13 protein-coding genes and 1 pseudogene are annotated in these 18,260 nt (G+C 37.0%); 2 read left to right on the top strand and 12 right to left on the bottom strand.

The window, feature by feature from the left end; all coding sequences use genetic code 11:
* Positions 1-172 precede the first annotated feature (172 nt).
* Complete coding sequence (locus tag M3175_RS23140; RefSeq protein ID WP_251524044.1) at positions 173-1,816, bottom strand: response regulator transcription factor; 1,644 nt, start codon at positions 1,814-1,816, stop codon at positions 173-175.
* Between the two features lie 58 nt (positions 1,817-1,874).
* A complete protein-coding gene (locus tag M3175_RS23145; protein ID WP_251524047.1) occupies positions 1,875-2,492 on the bottom strand; it encodes an NUDIX hydrolase in 618 nt (205 codons plus the stop codon).
* Between the two features lie 170 nt (positions 2,493-2,662).
* Here M3175_RS23145 and M3175_RS23150 point away from each other — a divergent pair, with 170 nt between their 5' ends.
* Both M3175_RS23150 and M3175_RS23155 read left to right on the top strand, forming a co-directional pair.
* Positions 2,663-3,472, top strand: coding sequence for a uroporphyrinogen-III synthase (locus tag M3175_RS23150; RefSeq protein WP_251524050.1), 810 nt, complete (start codon positions 2,663-2,665; stop codon positions 3,470-3,472).
* Positions 3,473-3,548: 76 nt separating this feature from the next.
* Positions 3,549-4,295, top strand: coding sequence for a sirohydrochlorin chelatase (locus M3175_RS23155; protein ID WP_251524053.1), 747 nt, complete (start codon positions 3,549-3,551; stop codon positions 4,293-4,295).
* Positions 4,296-4,325: 30 nt separating this feature from the next.
* Here M3175_RS23155 and M3175_RS23160 read toward each other — a convergent pair whose 3' ends face one another.
* From M3175_RS23160 to trmL, 10 genes and pseudogenes are all read right to left on the bottom strand, one after another.
* Positions 4,326-5,411, bottom strand: a complete 1,086-nt coding sequence (locus M3175_RS23160; protein WP_251524056.1) for a metallophosphoesterase — start codon at positions 5,409-5,411, stop codon at positions 4,326-4,328.
* 16 nt (positions 5,412-5,427) lie between these two features.
* Complete coding sequence (locus M3175_RS23165; protein ID WP_251524059.1) at positions 5,428-6,093, bottom strand: NAD(P)H-binding protein; 666 nt, start codon at positions 6,091-6,093, stop codon at positions 5,428-5,430.
* Positions 6,094-6,198: 105 nt separating this feature from the next.
* Positions 6,199-8,769, bottom strand: coding sequence for a diguanylate cyclase (locus M3175_RS23170; RefSeq protein WP_251524062.1), 2,571 nt, complete (start codon positions 8,767-8,769; stop codon positions 6,199-6,201).
* 138 nt (positions 8,770-8,907) lie between these two features.
* The gene (gene bglH / locus M3175_RS23175) at positions 8,908-10,320 is read right to left on the bottom strand and encodes an aryl-phospho-beta-d-glucosidase (RefSeq protein WP_251524065.1); all 1,413 of its coding nucleotides are present in this window, start codon (positions 10,318-10,320) and stop codon (positions 8,908-8,910) included.
* Between the two features lie 30 nt (positions 10,321-10,350).
* A pseudogene (locus M3175_RS23180) lies at positions 10,351-12,275 on the bottom strand (beta-glucoside-specific PTS transporter subunit IIABC).
* Positions 12,276-12,410: 135 nt separating this feature from the next.
* Positions 12,411-13,580, bottom strand: coding sequence for a sporulation protein YhbH (gene yhbH / locus M3175_RS23185; protein WP_251524068.1), 1,170 nt, complete (start codon positions 13,578-13,580; stop codon positions 12,411-12,413).
* 830 nt (positions 13,581-14,410) lie between these two features.
* Positions 14,411-14,650, bottom strand: a complete 240-nt coding sequence (locus M3175_RS23190; RefSeq protein ID WP_251524071.1) for a hypothetical protein — start codon at positions 14,648-14,650, stop codon at positions 14,411-14,413.
* Positions 14,651-14,733: 83 nt separating this feature from the next.
* Positions 14,734-16,629 (bottom strand): PrkA family serine protein kinase, encoded by a 1,896-nt coding sequence (locus M3175_RS23195; RefSeq protein ID WP_251524074.1) that lies wholly within the window; start codon positions 16,627-16,629, stop codon positions 14,734-14,736.
* Between the two features lie 336 nt (positions 16,630-16,965).
* Positions 16,966-17,709, bottom strand: a complete 744-nt coding sequence (nfsA, locus tag M3175_RS23200; RefSeq protein WP_251524076.1) for an oxygen-insensitive NADPH nitroreductase — start codon at positions 17,707-17,709, stop codon at positions 16,966-16,968.
* A 48-nt stretch (positions 17,710-17,757) separates the two neighbouring features.
* Complete coding sequence (gene trmL, locus M3175_RS23205; protein ID WP_251524079.1) at positions 17,758-18,234, bottom strand: tRNA (uridine(34)/cytosine(34)/5-carboxymethylaminomethyluridine(34)-2'-O)-methyltransferase TrmL; 477 nt, start codon at positions 18,232-18,234, stop codon at positions 17,758-17,760.
* Positions 18,235-18,260 lie beyond the last annotated feature (26 nt).

An 18,260-nucleotide genomic window follows, 5' to 3' on the forward strand; every position in this document is an offset into this window, starting at 1 on the left:
CTCCCTATCTCTCCTATCTTTCTTCCAAACCAACTCATCTTCGAGAGGAACTCTCCTAGCTTTCCTATTAATAAAACAACTCCATTCTGTACAGATAGGAAACAAATGCTATAAAGGTTTTTCTTTCATAGTCTCTTCTTCTTATAATTAAGAAAAACTCCCAAAAGGGAGCTTAGGTGTAAAACTGAAGCTGATAAATAGTTGAAAACAATTGTCTTCGATCCGTGATGTTTAACTTTTGAAATATATTTGAGATATGGTTTTTCACGGTATGTGCACTAATAAAAAGGACCTCGGCGATTTCTTGATTGTTATAACCTTTTAACATCCATTGTAGGATTTCATTTTCTCGATTCGTTAGCAGATTCTTAATGGATTCAGGAACTTGCAATGATTGAATAGTTTCCGTTTGTTCTTTATTTGGTTCATGAAAATTGGCCATTCCAATGCTCAATAAATTGGATAATATCTCTAAATAGACCTCTAACTCATTTGTAACATTCTCCACTTTTACACATAAAACAGCTTCTACTTGTTGATTAACAAGAACGGGACATTCAATCATTGAACCAAATGAGAAGCTTCTTATACGGTTATGTGTTTCACCTTGTCCCTGAAACAAACTTTCTGATACATCTTTAATATATACTTCTAGTTGATTCTTGGGTAACTGATCGCCATTAAGACTTTCATATGTCCCGTCCCTCAATACAACAATCGCAAATGAATCCTTTATTAAATGATCTGTCATATCTAAGATTAAGAACAACAATTCTCGAACACTCTTCAAATCAGTCATTATCTTACTCATATCAATGACTCTAGAGAGCTTTGTTAAATGGTGAAAACCTACTATTTTTAGTTGCCGTTTCGCCTGATAAACAGCAAACATCCCTCTTATAATATCTATTGTTTGAAGATTTTTACGAGAAATTTTGTCTTTATGTTCACTAATTAAAATAATGGCTCCTTGTGAATCGAGTTCGTTTGTAACAGGAAAAAAATAGACAGACTTTGGCTTGATTTCATAAGCGTATAGAAACGAAAGTCGAGGATCAAACTGTATATTTTCAATACTTTGGTAGTCGCCTTTATCAAGCGCATTTTGCAATAAATCTGCTATCATATCTAACTTTAGATGAACCAGCCTATCTTCATTCTTACCTTTTGAATGTTCGAGTATCCATTGCTCGTTGCGATTTTGTGTAACATAACAAAGCAAATCAACATCGTCTATACTTTCATAAAGCTCCTCAAATAGACTTGTGATTTGAAGATTATCTTGATTCATTTGTAACAGTAATTTTTGCAGTGAATGAAAACGGTTGGTTTCGAATTCTTTAACAAAAAAAGCACTGCAGACGGTAGCCATCTTTTGTAATATATCTAGTAATTCATCTGTTTCATCTATAGTAAGAACTTTAATCACCTTTACAGCTTCTTGCCATTTTCTATCGTTAAAAATAGACACGAGATGTTCCTTACTAATATTCCCTTCTACAAACACTGAGCTTAAAATATAACCATATATAGTTCCGTCTACTTTGACTGGTATAATCGCTATTTTTAGACCTGTGGCCTCTCCATTATGAAGGAGTAAGTAGGTGATTGGCTTAGTTATAGTGGAAGATGTGACAACTTGATTAATTTGTTGGCGAAAAGCAATATCCTCATTGATAAACAGGTATTCTGTAACCTGATCGATCCCGGATACGGATGTAAGATACTCTCCTTTCGCACTAACAATAACCAAACCCATCTTCGACAGAGAGACATATGCTTCTTGTACATGTGATAATAACTCTCTTGTTTTCAATCCTACGTCACCTCCTGAGATGTTTTTTAATTATGATGTGACTACTGATTGGATGCCATTACTCTTCAATTAATTGAATAAAATGTCTAACGATTCTCGCAGTCAACCCCCATATCACTTTATCTTCAAAGTAGTAAAAGCACTCTTCCATTCTTTTTATTTGCCAGTTATAGTCTTTCCCACCAACTATGGAATCATAAGGAAAACCTGGTTCTGGTTCGAACCGGGCATTTACATAATGAATCTCAGGTTTCGTCTGTTTAAAAAATGCAAGCGGTACAGTGAAGACATGATCTACCTCTCTATGATTTAATTGCATTTCATTTACTGTATCTATGACACCAACAAATGGATAAATAATATTGCCGTACGGAGAAACGATGAAATCTAGTGGTACAACCTGAGAAATCCTCCCTTTGTTTAAGCCTAATTCTTCACAGGTCTCTCTCATGGCAGTTTCCATATGGTCCCTATCGGTTTCATCCTTTTTGCCCCCAGGAAAACAAACCTCACCCGGTTGTCTCCTTAATGAAAAGGATCGGACCTCAAATAGAAGATGTATTTCATTTTTAATATATACAAGAGGAAGCAATACGGAATAGGTAGAGAAGTTCTCACTTCCTAAAACAAAAGGACTTCTTTGCGCTAACTTAAATAAAATTTTCTCAAGGTCCATCACCTTCACCTCCAAGTAAAAATTATTTCTATATTATAACGAACTTTTCCCCAACACGAAATAAGCCTGCTTATTGCAAATATCTACAAAAAATTTAGTTTTAAGGAGGCTTACTTTCATTATTGATGCTAAAATGATTCTAACTATTCTAACAGAAAGATGGGATAAACATGAAAAAACTAGAAAACAAGCGAGTTGTGATTGCAGGCACGAGAAAAACGGATGAAATTAGTAAGATTATTATCAATCAAGGGGGAATTCCCCTTCTCCGACCATCACAAGGTACAACTAGATTGGATGATACGAATATAGAGGGTGAAATCTCGAAATTACTTGCTGGAAGCTATGATTGGCTTATTTTCACTACAGGTATTGGGCTAACGATTCTTTTAGAAACAGCTGAGAACATGCAAAAAAAGGATGAATTTATCTCCAAGCTTAAAGAAAGTAAGATTGCTGCTAGAGGATACAAGACGGTAAATGTATTAAAAACGCTTGGTGTTACCCCCATTGTAAGAGATGACGATGGAAGTACAGCAGGATTGGTACGTTCCCTTTCTACATGTGAGAAATTTGTTAAAGGAACAAGTGTGGCCCTTCAACTGCATGGCGACCCTGCCCCACTCCTTATCAAATTTCTAGAGGAAAACGAAGCCACATTCCATGAAATTCTTCCATATATTCATACACCGCCAAGTGAAGATGTCATTGAATTATTATTATCAGAAATTATTGATGGGAGCATAGATGCAGTAAGCTTTACAAGCACACCACAAGTGCGATTCTTATTTGCTCATGCGGAAAAAAAGGGACAGACTACGATACTTCTTAATCAATTTGAAAATAGCGTGGTGGCTCTAGCTGTTGGAAAAGTTACCGCTCAGGCACTTAAAGAACAAGGTGTTAACCGTGTCATTTTCCCAGAAACCGAACGTATGGGAAGCGCCATTATTTGCTTAGCAGACTATTATTCTAAGTAGCATACTGTTGCTTGCTCAGTATTCCAGCAACTGATATACTTCGAAATAATTATCAGCTTAGGGGTTGAGGTGACAAATGGAAGCCGTCGTTTATATAAGTCATGGTAGTCGCTCAAAGGATTGGAATGATCAATTTATTTCATTTATTACTGAAACGATGAAAGAAAATATTGCTCCTATACAAGCGTATGGTTTTTTTGAACTCGCTACGCCCTCTATTGGGGAAGCCATAGAAGCATGCATACAAAAGGGAGCAACGACCGTGACTGTCGTTCCTGTATTATTATTATCCGGGAATCATGCGTTAATAGATATACCAACAGAGATTGCTGACTCTCAAGCACAATTTCCCACAATACCCATGATGTATGCGAATATTCTAGGAAGCGATCGCTTGTTTCTACCAGCAATCATGGATAAGCTTCAAGAAAAAGGTTATCAACAAACACAGAATGAACTTGTTTTACTCGTTGCACATGGTAGTGCTCATCAAGAAACGGCTCAAGAACTTTCACAGTTATCAAAGGTAGTAAGAGAAGAATTAGAAAATCCGGTTGAATGGGGATATTTAAGTAGAGAACCGCATTATTTGAAAATGCTTGAAAAGACTTTTTTAAAGGAGTATCAAAAGGTTTATATTGTCCCACACTTTCTTTCAAAAGGTGGATTTACGGACAAAATTGAGAGACAGCTCCATGAAGCGTTTCCTAAAGAAATGGGAAACCAAATTATCTTATGTAATCCAACTGGATACCATGAACTTCTTCATACCATGATTCAAAATCGAGCACGAACACCAAGGCAACCGACCATTAAACAATAAAAGGATAGCGATTTAGCTATCCTTTTCCATTTACCGTGAAAAAGTAAGATTAATGACAAGCACTTCTGATTGACTCCCTAGTCTGAGTGGCGGACCCCATACACCAAATCCAGAAGAGACAAAGGTATGCAATCGCTCCATTTTTTCATAACCGTAGTCATTTTCGTAAAGTAGATTTGTTACAATACTTGCAGGAAAGAGTTGCCCTTTATGTGTATGTCCTGACAGCATAACATCTATTCCTTGTTTACTAGCCTCTGAAAAGTCAATCGGTTGATGATCAAGCATGATGAGCGGATTACTTTTATCGACCCCAGCTAAATATTCCTTTAACTGTTGTCTACTTTCGTCAGTAGGATCTTTTCTCCCAATTAAATATAGGTCTTCCACCTTTACCCATTCATCCATTAATACCGTTATACCTACCTTATCCATCTCAGTAAGTATTTCTTTTGAGTCTTCACCGTAATAATCATGATTGCCAAGGACCGCGTATACACCTAGGGGTGCATCAAGCTTTTTCATTACTTCACCCATATTTTGTTTTAGGTATGGTTCTATATAGTCATCGATTAGATCCCCAGGAATTAATATGATATCGGGATCTTCCTTTTTTGCAATTGAAACGAGCTTTTCTAAATGGCTATTACCAACTAGGACACCAGCATGGATATCTGAGGCCATTAATACCTTTAATTCTTTTCGTTCCCCAGCGGTTTTATCAACCTCGATATCATAGGTTTGTATAATTGGGTTCCATGCCAGATAAGACCCATATATCAATACAAATAAAAAAAATAACACAACGAAATTTCCAGCCCAAATGATAGACCTTTTTTTCAAAAAAAAGACCAGGAGATTGATGAGCGGAAGAATAATTAAACTGTACCCAACAACGGCTAACCATAATCCACTTACAATTTTAAAAAGATAAATAGGTAACAACTGCCCGGCAAAAACGGACAATGATAAACAAATAATAACGACAATGTAGACTCTCTTCCATTGAATTAGATTTCTTGCTTTCAGCCAAACCCAACCGTTATATCCAATATAAAAACAAATGGCGCTATATACAAGAACAACTAAAAAAATCGCACCAATCATTAAGAGCATATCTATAAATCCTTTCTCATGTAGTTATCCTGCTTTGAAGAATATCGGAAGGATAGATATTCACACCCAGCCGATTATTTTGTGCAATTGAATACATCGATTGCGCTACCTGTCTTCCTTCAATTGCTTTTACCTTTAATAAAGGACCAACAAATAGAAATGGAACCGCTCGGAAAATTGTTGCGGCCATTTTCTCTCCCAAGCGAAACTCCTGTCTATTACCAAGCAATAGTGATGGACGAAGAATGGAAATCGTTTGGAATGGTACGGTTGACAGCTCTTCCTCTAATTTCCCTTTCATTTGTGAATACCATATTTTCGAATGAGGATTGGCATTCATGCTACTAATTAAAAGAAAATGTTTGGCACCCAGTTTCTGTGTTAATCTAGCAAGCTCAAGAGGATAATCAGCATCTATCTTTTTCATCGCTTCTTTTGTTTTCGCTTTTTTAATGGTTGTTCCTAAACAACAAAAAACATCATCTACCACCAGCTGCTCGGAATATTCTTCAAGATGATCAAAGTCAATAATTACTTCATTTAGTTTTGGATGTTTTATGGAAAGAGGTCTTCTTACAATTGCAGTCACCCTTACATATTCCTTCGCCTCAAGCAATATATGTAAAAGTTCATTTCCAACAAGTCCTGTAGCACCAGCAATTAATGCTTTTTTCGCACTCATGATAACACTCCTTTCTATCGTACCTCTCTATTATCGTAGGAAAAGAAAACAATTATCAACTTTTAAGCTGCAGAAAAGCCCTCGTAATGATACGAGGGCTTTGATTTAACTGGACAATTGTTCTGGGATACTTGTTTTCATTGCTCTTAAAAACGCTTGAACAAGCTCGGGATCATACAGTGAATTCATTTGGCTGTGAATTTCAAATAGTGCTTTTTCAGTTGGAATTCCTTTTTTATACACTCGTTCTTCTGTCATAGCTGAAAAAGAGTCAACGATTCCTAATAAACGAGCGTTCAATGGAATTTCCTTTTCTTTTAGTCTATGTGGATATCCAGAGCCATTCCATCTCTCATGATGATAAAGGACTCCCTCTAATATTTCCTTTTTAAAAGGGAAATCTCCATGTCTTTGCAATTTTTCTACACCTAGAATGGGATGCTGTTTAATAATAGAATATTCCTCTTCTGTTAATCGACTAGCCTTCCTAAGAATACTCTGTGGAATATCTAATTTCCCTATATCATGGAGTAAGGCTGTTAAATAGAGCTTTTCCCGTTCCTTCTCACTGACACCTAGCTCTTTAGCAAGTAAAATAGCATAATGAGCCACACGATTCGAATGCTCCCAAGTGTGAGTATCCTTTGAATGTAATAAGTTGATATATTCCTGGACTGGGTCTTTTACTATAGTAGCTTCAATGATTCTTTCACTCACATCAATCGTGCGCGTTTCTTCTTCTATATAAGATTCTACTCGGTTCCTACCCTTTCTCTTGGCAGTATAAAGTGCTTTATCGGCGTACTCTAACAGTTGTTTTGCCGATGCGTCTTCTGAAGGTACGATGGATGCAACCCCAAGACTAGCAGTAATCATTGGAGATACCTTAGATTTTTCATGCTTGATTTGTAAAGAGAGAATTCCTTTTCTAATCTCTTCAGCAATAGTGGTTGCCTCTAATAATCCAGTGTCGGGAAGTAAAATCACAAATTCCTCACCACCATATCTTGCTCCAAAGTCCGTTGTTCTCGGCAATTCACGAACCATCAACCTGGCTACCTTTTTCAAACAGTCATCCCCTTGTTGATGACCATAATGATCATTAAAAAGCTTAAAGTGGTCAACATCTAATAGAATGGCAGACAAGGAAGATGATGTTTGTGCCCTACATCCTTTTTCCCACTCAAAAGCAAGGCGCTCATCAAATGAACGACGATTATTTATCCCTGTTAACCCATCAACAGAGGATAGTTTTAGCAATAAGTCATTGGCCTCTACCAGTTTCTGTTCAGCCAGCTTACGCTTCGTTATATTACTTTGTATTGTAACAAATTGATGGACTACCCCTTCCTCACTTAATAGAGGGACAATCACAGAATCAACCCAATAATAACTTCCATTTTTTGCTTTATTACGTAACTCTCCACGCCAAACTTCTTTTCTATTTAACGTTTCCCACATCGTGTGATAAAAACTTTGTGGATGATAACTAGAGTTTAGAAGCTGCTGTGGTTTTCCTATAAGTTCTTCCTTTGTATAACCTGATATGCTACAAAATAAATCATTAACCTTTAAAATCACTCCCTTTGGATCAGTAACCATTACAACAACAGATTCATCCATAGCGAATTTTATATCTTCTAACTCCTTTAGAGTTTTGTTCAATATTTGATCTGATATGTGGCGCTCTGTTATATCAGTCATTGTTCCGAATGTACCTAAAAAGTTTCCATCACCGTCATAGGAAAATGAAATATTCAGTTCCATCCAAAGTACGTCATGCTTTTTGGTGTAAAATTTAATTTCCAAACGTGTTCGTGCTTGTTTTTCATCTATTAACTTACTTATTTTTTTAATGTTCCTTGTTCTTTCCTCGGGAACAACATAATAAAGATAATGTTTGTTTAAACTATCCTCCACCTTAAATAAGGTTAACTCCTCCCAGGCAGCATTGAGGAAAACAATCTTTCCCTCCCGATTCGTTTGGAAAATCACCTCTCTAACACTTTCTACTACGGTTTGAAATTTTTGTTTTGTTAGTGAAAGTTCACTCTGTTTAAGAAGGATTTCATCATGCTGATCGGAAAGTTTTTGATTCTTCCGTTCAAGCTCAGTATATGCAACTCTTGAACGATGCACATGTAAGATTAAGTACATCGTAACAGTACCTGTTAATGCGCTTAGCAAGGCAAATGTCCAAAAGGGTGTTGAATCCTGCTTTGTAAATCTATAATAATCAAAGAAATAGCTTAAAAATGTTACTAATGTAATTGAATAAATCCATCTGTTCCAAATATGAGTAATCTTTCTATTTAGAATAGAAAGTAAGAACCATATTCCTACTAAAAAATATACGGAGGGATCTTCAATAAAAAATGCCCATCCTAATTTTATAGACATTCCCAAAAAAACAATGGTCATTGCACCGATTACTGAGGCTCCTCCACCGAATAATCCAATGATCAGAAAAGGTAGATGATAGAAAGATAAATCCACTTCACGCTCTCCGCCAGGTACAAACATCCATAGCAGTAGAGAAAATGCACCTGCCAACCCACCAGCAATCAATTTATGAGGAGTTGTAGAATTTAGGGTAAGAATGTTTTTACTTAATTGGGCTGCAATAAAAAAATACGCGACTACCATTACTCCATCGAGAATTAAGTGATAAGGCATAAGCTGTTCCTCCTAAAAGTCAAACGAGACTTACTATTTATATCGGAGGATTTTGTTGACTTTTGATGTTTTTTGTCGAAAACGACTGAAATAATGCAAAAGGAAAGCTCCTACTAAGAGCTTTCCTTTGTTATTCGACTATAAGTCTTCTCCATTACTAGTAATGACTTTTTTATACCAATCAAAGCTTTTCTTTTTATATCGTTTGTTTGAGCCTTTTCCTTCGCTGTCTCGGTCCACATATATAAATCCGTAACGTTTTTTCAGCTCTGCTGTTGATGCACTCACTAAATCAATTGGCCCCCAAGAGGTATAACCCATAATTTCGACGCCATCACCAATTGCTTTTTTCATTTCTTGAATATGGGCCTTCAGATAGTCAATTCGATAATCATCGTTAACCGTCCCATCCTCTTCAAGCTTGTCGACCGCACCGAGACCATTCTCAACAATAAACAGAGGCTTTTGATAGCGATCATATAATTGGTTACAAACGGTTCGAAGTCCTACAGGATCAATTTGCCATCCCCACTCGGAAGATTGTAAATAAGGATTTTTCACGCCTGCCATTAAGTTACCTGCTGTTTTTTCATTTTGATGTTCAGGAGCGGTACTTGCGACAAAAGACATGTAATAGCTGAAACCAATATAATCTACCGTATTCTCCTGGAGGAGTTCAAGGTCACCTTGCTCCATATGAATAGTAATCCCCTTATCCTCTAGATCATTCATCATATAGGTAGGGTAATACCCTCTTGATTGTACGTCAGAGAAAACCAATGTTTTTCTATCCTGAGATAAAGCAGCAAACATATCCTCTGGCTTTGAACTATAAGGGTACGTAAGCATAGAAGCGATCATACAGCCAATTTGAGCAGTCGGATCAATTTCGTGACCAATTTTCACAGCTAATGCACTTGCCACAAATTGGTGATGTGCAGCTTGATAAAGATCCTGCTCATTTCTCTCACCATTTTCAAATAATAATCCTCCACCGGTGAAAGGGGCATGAAATAGAACATTGATTTCATTAAAAGTCATGTAATACCTTACTCTACCTTTAAATCGGGTAAATAAGGTTCGTGCAAAATTCTCATAAAAACTGATTAATTTTCTATTTTTCCAGCCACCGTAATTTTTCACAAGGCTAAGAGGCATTTCATAATGTGATATTGTTAGCACGGGTTCAATATTATACTTTAACAATTCATTGATCATCTGATCATAAAATTGAAGCCCTTTTTCATTTGGCTCTGTTTCGTCCCCATTCGGAAAGATGCGCGTCCATGCAATAGAAAAACGGAACGCTTTAAAGCCCATTTCTGCAAATAAAGCTATATCCTCCTTGTACTTGTGATAAAAATCTATTCCCTCATGATAAAGATTAAATTCCTTCATGGAAAAATCAGGTGGAAACATTATCCCTTTTGGAGAGACATCAGCTGTAGATAAACCCTTTCCATCCGCTTGGTAAGCACCTTCAAGTTGGTTTGCAGCAACAGCGCCACCCCATAAAAATCCATCTGGAAACTTTGTTTTCTTTAAATTCAATCCATTCACCTCAAATAATTAATTTTCACATCACTTACGGTTTAGTTCGATTAATTGATCCCCTGATTTGATTTGTGTTTGACTGGTTTTTGCTAACGTGTACTCGGCATGATTTGTCACTACTACAGGAGTAGTCAAAACTAAACCCTCTTGCCTAATTTTTTGTATATCAAACTCAATAAGTAGTTGACCTTTTTCAACTTGTGAATCCATTTTTACATGTGAAGTGAAATATTTCCCACCAAGTTCAACGGTATCCATGCCAATATGAATTAATAATTCTACCCCTTCATCTGTTGTAAAACCAATAGCATGATTAGAAGGGAATAAAGCTGTTACCTTTCCAGTAACCGGGGCAAATAACTTTCCTTCTGACGGTTCTATTGCTACACCATCCCCAAGTGCACCCGAAGCAAAGGCTGCATCTTTTATGTTAGAAAGAGGCACAACTTCTCCATTAAGTGGACTGAAAATAGTCACTTGTTTAGTTTGGGCTGCTACTGTTTGACTATCTTTTTTCTGATTAGCAGCATTGTTTTCAACCGCTGAATCTTGCCCTTTTCCTAAGCCAAATAAATAAGTCAAGATAAAACCAAGCACAAAAGCAACTACAATCGAAATAATTAATCCCAAATCGCTAGTGTGGCTCCCCCTTCAGGATTAATGTGAGAGGGAATTCCAAAGATACCCAAACCACCAATCATATAAAGCTTAACACCGGTTGCTCCTATAATTCCTCCACCTACGGCTGCTGCGATACAGCTAATAATGAAAGGTTTCTTCAAAGGCAAGGTGATACCATATATAGCTGGTTCAGTTACACCGAAAATACCTGAAATAAATGCGGGTATACTTAAAGATTTTAACTTTTGCTGTTTGGTTTTTAACCATACACCTAAAACTGCTCCAATTTGGGCAAAGGAAGCGGCAAAGGTAGTTGCTAGTACTGGGTCTGAACCGAGTGTGCTCAGATTGTTAATGGCGATAGGAACAAGTCCCCAGTGAAGTCCAAAAATAACAAATACTTGCCATAAACCACCTACAAAAATACCAGCAAGCATTGGACTTAAGTTGTAGATAAATAAAGTGGCCTGTCCTAATAAGCTTCCTGCCCACGTAGCAATTGGTCCAATGACGATAAATGTAATTGGAACAACTATTAGTAGTGTAAAAAATGGAACTAAAAATGCTTTTACCACATCAGGAATAATCTTTCTTAACCATTTCTCGACCATTGCTCCAAACCATGCAGCTAATATAATGGGAATAACAGAGGAAGCATAACTCATTAAGATAACAGGAACACCTAGGAAGGTAATAAAAACAGGGGACTGAAACATGGATCCTGTAAATAAAGTAAATAATGGCTCTCCCCCTGTAAGAGTAGTTAAAGTTGGATAAACTAATGAGGCACCAATAGCCATCCCAATAAATGTGCTACCACCAAACTTCTTCATTGCCGTATATCCTAAAAAGATAGGGAAGAAATAAAACAAGGAATCTCCTATTGCATTTAATATTTGATATGTACCTGAAGTAGCATCAATCCATCCAAAAGTAACAAAAAGAGCATTAAATCCTTTGATCATCCCAGTTGCAGCTAACACGCCAAGGATTGGTGTGAAGATGCTTGCAATTATGTCAATGAAGCGAGCAAGTAACCCACCCTTTTCACCTCCCCCATCTTCTTCTACAGGGGATTGACTTTGGAAACCTCCTAATTCAACAACCGTTTTATATACATCTGGTACATGGTTTCCAATAACGACTTGATATTGCCCACCGCTTTTCATCACGGTAATGACGCCTTCCATATTCTTTAACGCATCGGTATTTGCTTTTCCCTCGTCTTTTAGCTTAAAGCGCAATCGTGTAATACAATGCACTACACTATTAACGTTTTCTTTTCCACCAACATTTTCAATTATGTCTTTGGCTAATTGTTCGTACTTAATAAGGATCCCTTCTTTCTATCTAAAATAATATCTAATGAACAATCTCCTTTGATATTTTGTTCAAATGGAAATAGCTTATTCTATACCCATATATTGCATTTGTTTGCAAAATAAAAACCAGCCATATGGCTGGTTTTATGCAAATTGTTTATTTTCTTCTTTCTTGAAGAAGCTTTTCATCGCATGGAATACATCGGATTTCTGTTTGAGGATATAGTATCTGAAGTCTTCATGTTTGATGTTTTTATACGCGGACATTAGGGTCGAGTGGCGGTTATATTGATTTACTTCTCCGTATCCAAACATATTGGATACTTTCATTAATTCCTCTACTAACTTCACACAACGTGCGTTATCAGAGGTTAAGTTATCTCCATCAGAGAAATGGAATGGATAGATATTAAATTTTGCAGGATCGTATTTTGTTTCAATCAGTTCTAATGATTTACGGTAAGCAGATGAACAAATCGTTCCTCCACTTTCTCCTTTCGAAAAGAAGTCCTCTTCAGAAACTACCTTTGCTTCAGTATGATGAGCAATAAACTCGATCTCTACGGTTTCGTACTTTGTACGTAAAAATCTTGTCATCCAGAAGAAAAAGCTTCGAGCCATATATTTTTCCCATAGGCCCATGGAACCACTTGTATCCATCATTGCTAACACAACTGCCTTGGAGTCAGGCTTAATAATCTCATTCCAGGTTTTAAATTTCAAATCTTCTCTATAAATAGGATGAAAGCTGGCCTTGCCTGTCATTGCATTTCGCTTATAAGCGGTCATCATCGTTCTTTTCTTATCAATGTTCCCCATCAAACCTGTTTTACGGATATCATTAAACTCAATATCCTCTACAACGTTCTCGGACTTTTCCTTCTTTTTTAAATTAGGCAGTTCCAACTCTTTGAACAGTGCTTCCTCAATGTCCATTAAAGACACTTCTGCTTCAAAATAGTCTTCTCCCGCCTGATCTCCTGCTCCTTGCCCTTTTCCAGGTCCCTTTTGATTCGCGGATCCATCTCTAGCTACAACATCACCAACTTGGCTTTCTCCATCTCCCTGGCCCACATGTTTGTTTTTATCATAATTATAACGAATTTTGTATTCATCCAGTGAGCGGATCGGGATTTTCACCACTTCTCGACCATTCGACATAACAATATTTTCTTCTGATACTAGGTCTGGTAAATTGTTACGGATCGCTTCCTGAACCTTCTCCTGATGCCTCTGTTGGTCGTCATAGCCTTTTCGGTGGAGGGACCAGTCTTCTTGCGAAATCACAAATTGATGGTTATTTACATCTGCCATAGTTTTAACCCTCCTAATTTTTTTGTCACCATTTTCACAAAACGCTCATACAATATCCCGAGTGTAAAATTGAGTGGGAAACGTTGATTACTCTATCATATGCAGAAGGACGTAATAATTTACAAATAATTTTGACAATGAGACATTTGCCCATAGTGTTGGACAAGCCTATTTATTGCTATTCAAGTACCTTAGAGGCAATCATCATCCTAAAAATTCACAGTAAGATGATCTGACGAATAATATGAGAGCTCCCCTACCTACCCAATGTAAAACTTACTACTATAAATATTATTTCGGGAAAGAAAATATGTTTTGTCTTTAATGGGAAAAGAAAAAGAGCTAGTCTTATAACTAGCTCAATTTTAAAATTTAATTTTATAAATAAAAATAAAGTAGTCAATGTACAATTTGTAAAAAAAGTATGCGAATCTGCCTTTAGGGTTCACACCTATCGGTTGGAAGAACAGTTAAGTACCCGAGCTGATAAATAGACGGAGAAATTCCGTTTAATTAGAAATCCATATTAAAAAAAGCTTAAATAGGCGGAGAAATTCCGCCTATTTGCTCGAAAACTTCGAAAAGGGGAGATTTTGCTTTGCATAAGCGGAAAACTTACCCTTATTTACCCCGAAACGAGCTCCATTCTGCATTTAACCGGAAAACCTCCGCTTATTTTACTTGTGCTGGTTACTCGATTCCTAATAAAGAAACTCGTGGCGACTTTTACTTTTTAATATACCAATAACGATTCCATTACGACTGTCATTTCGGCACGTATATTTAGAAAAGCACTTCAAAACGGAACCCTTTAGAATCAGCCGCATGCTCTAAAATTTTGCATCTAATAAACGATGCTTACTTTTTACTTGTTCGATTTTTTCTTTTGTTTCTTTCGTTTGGTCTGATTTTGTTTCCTGCTGTGGATCTGGAATTTGATTATCCTTTTTAAGCTCTTCATTTGTTTTCATTTGTTCTACTTCTTTTCCAAGGTTCTTCATTTCCTTCATATCCTCAGCCATGGAACTGTTTTGTGCAACATCATTTTTGGCATTTTGATTTGTTTTCATGATTATCACCTCGCTACTCTTTACCCGAGATGGACAAGCGGTAAACATAAAAAAGGACTGGCACTTTAGCCAGCCCTCCTTTATTAACGGTTCAACAAGCTACCAACATAACGAAGTAGTTCGTTTGCTGAGGTAGAATTATAGCCGTGCTCGTCAATTAATCTTGCTACAACTTCATTAACCTTTTTCAGTTGCTGCTCATCTGGTGTCTTTGTTGAGGTTGTAATTTTTACAACATCCTTTAAGTCTGCAAACAACTTCTTCTGAATGGCTTCACGTAGACGGTCGTGAGAATTGTAGTCAAATCGTTTGCCTTTTCTTGCATAGGCAGAAATCCGAATTAAAATTTCTTCGCGGAATGCTTTTTTCGCATTTTCAGAAATACCTATTTGCTCTTCAATTGAGCGCATAAGCTTCTCATCTGGATTGATTTCTTCACCAGTTAGTGGATCGCGAAGCTTCGCTTTATTGCAATATGCCTCTACATTATCCAAGTAATTGTCCATTAGCGTTTTTGCAGACTCTTCATACGAGTATACAAATGCTTTTTGAACTTCTTTTTTCGCAATGTCGTCATACTCCTTACGTGCAAGTGAAATATAATTTAAATACTTCTCTTTTAGCTCTGGCGTTATGGATGCATGTTGATCTAAGCCCTCTTTTAAAGAACGAAGAACATCCAGTGCATTAATAGACGACATTTCTTTTCTTATTATTGTAGAAGAAATTCGATTGATCACGTAACGTGGGTCAATTCCACTCATTCCTTCATCTGCATATTCCTTCTTCAATTCATCAACATCAGCGCTTGAGAAGCCTTCGACATTCTCTCCATCGTAAAGTCGCATTTTCTTTACTAAGTCAATGTCACCTTTTTTCGGTTCCTTTAATCGAGTTAGGATGGTGAACATCGCAGCAACTCGTAAGGTATGTGGGGCAATGTGGACATTTGACACATCACTCTCACCAATCATTTTCGCGTAAATTTTCTCTTCCTGACTTACTTTTAAGTTATAAGGAACAGGCATAACGATAATACGTGAGTGTAAAGCTTCGTTTTTCTTATTCGAAATAAACGAGCGATACTCCGTTTCATTCGTATGAGCCACAATTAACTCATCTGCCGAGATGAGAGCAAAGCGACCGGCTTTGAAATTCCCTTCTTGTGTCAGAGAAAGTAAGTGCCATAAGAACTTCTCATCACATTTTAACATCTCCTGGAACTCCATCATTCCCCGATTAGCTTTATTTAATTCTCCATCGAATCGATAAGCTCTAGGATCGGATTCTGATCCGTATTCAGCAATGGTTGAAAAGTCGATACTACCGGTTAAATCAGCAATGTCCTGTGATTTTGGATCGGATGGACTGAAGGTTCCAATCCCCACACGCTTATCTTCAGAGAAGAAAACACGCTCGACAATGACATCCTCAATTCTTCCACCATACTCCTGTTCGACTCTCATCGTATTTAAAGGAGACAAATTCCCTTCAATTCGAATACCATACTCATCGTAAAAATCTTTTCTTAAATGGTGCGGAATGAGATGTAATGGGTCTTCGTGCATCGGACAGCCTTTAATCGCAAAAACAGCGCCTCGTTCTGAATGCGAATAAGCCTCTAATCCACGCTTTAGCATGGTAACTAAAGTCGATTTCCCTCCACTAACTGGTCCCATAAGCAAAAGTATTCTCTTTCTAACATCTAAACGTTTGGCAGACGGGTGAAAATATTCCTCAACTAATCTCTCTAACGACTCCTCTAAACCAAATAACTGGTTACTGAAAAATTCATACTTTTTACTCGTCCCGTCTTTTTCAATTCCAGCATCTTTGATCATATTATAAACGCGAGAATGTGCCGACTGTGCTACCCATGGACTTTCCTTCACAATTTCTAAATACTCTGCAAATGTACCTTCCCATTTTAACTTTTCCTCTTCTTGTCTAAACATTTCGATCTTTTTTAAGATATCCATATGGACCTCCCCTGTTTGAATGATCAGAGACGATTAATATAATCTATGCACCCGTACAAACGAACATGCCTAATGAGGAAGAGTAATGTTGTCCTTTTTTAGAAACTCTTTAAGAACTTGGCTAAAAAATATCTCTTCCATTATTCACACTATGTTTGAAATAGGCTATAATAAGCCTATATGTAAACGTAATCTTTTACAGAGGAGGCTACATACATGGGATTGCTTCTTATTTTAGGTGTTATGGTTGCATTTCTATCTGCGATTTTCACTGCAGGATACGATGATAAGCCAGGTGTAAATAAGTAAAAAAAGCTGCCTTGGCAGCTTTTTTTCTTATTGTTTATTAAATTTTTGTGCTTCTACATAATTCTTCATATACATCCTTGATTTCTTCTCAAGCATATTGGCCATTTGCTCAGTCCACGTGTCAGTACGCTTTCCACCCGTTCTTTCCTTATAGTAGCTAGATATTACGTTATTATAGCTTGTAAGTTCCTGTTCATAATGATCCATATTATATTGCTCTTCATGATACACATGTGAAAGTGGCAACCTTGGCTTTTTATCTGTTACTTTTTTAGGATAACCAATTGCTAAACCAAATAGGGGAATCACCCGCTGTGGTATATTCAATAATTTTCCTACTTCTTCTAGATTATTTCTTATGCCACCAATATAACAAATCCCTAGCCCTAAAGATTCTGCTGCTAAACTTGCATTTTGAGCAGCTAATGAAGCATCAATTAGAGCTACCATAAATTTTTCCGTGCTTTCTATGGAAGAAATCACATCCTTGCCTTCCATTTTCCCAATGTATTCATGACGGTATAAGTCCGCACAGAAAACGAAGAAATGCCCATTTTCCTCCACATAGGTTTGATTTCCTGCAAGCTCTGCTAACTTTTGCTTTTTCTCACGATCGCTTACACCAATGATACTGTATGCCTGTATGTAACTAGAAGTAGATGCTGCTTGAGCACTTTCAACGATGATCTCAATCTGCTCACGAGTTAATAGCTTGTCCTCAAAGCTCCTGATTGACCGATGATTTAATATCGTTTCTATGACTGTATTCACTAGTTTTCCTCCTTTTAAAAAGGCCGTTCTATAATAGAACGGTCCCTTTTATGTTAGGTGTAAATAGTTTTGCTGTCTTAATGCCTCATACACTAAAATTGCTGCCGTGTTTGATAAATTTAATGAACGTACATGCTCATCATTCATAGGAATTCGTAATGCACGGTCCAAGTTTTTCTCTCTTACCTCTTGTGGCAATCCAGTTGTTTCACGACCAAAGATAAAATAATATTCTTTTTGTGAATCGCTGTAATCAAACGAAGTAAAGTTTTTCTTTCCAAACTTCGTTAAGTAGAAAAACTCCCCACCTGCATTCTTTTCATAAAATTCATCTAATGAATCATAGTAATGGATTGTTACTGCATCCCAATAATCTAATCCTGCACGCTTTAATTGCTTATCGTCTGTTGAAAAACCAAGCGGTCGAATCAAATGAAGTGTTGTATCTGTTGCTGCACATGTACGTGCGATGTTCCCTGTATTAGAAGGGATTTGTGGTTGAAAAAGTACGATATGGTTTGGCATGGTGTCACCTCTATAGTTAACTGTCA

Origin of the sequence: Robertmurraya korlensis (genome assembly GCF_023715225.1) — a bacterium.
Taxonomy (GTDB): domain Bacteria; phylum Bacillota; class Bacilli; order Bacillales; family Cytobacillaceae; genus Robertmurraya_A.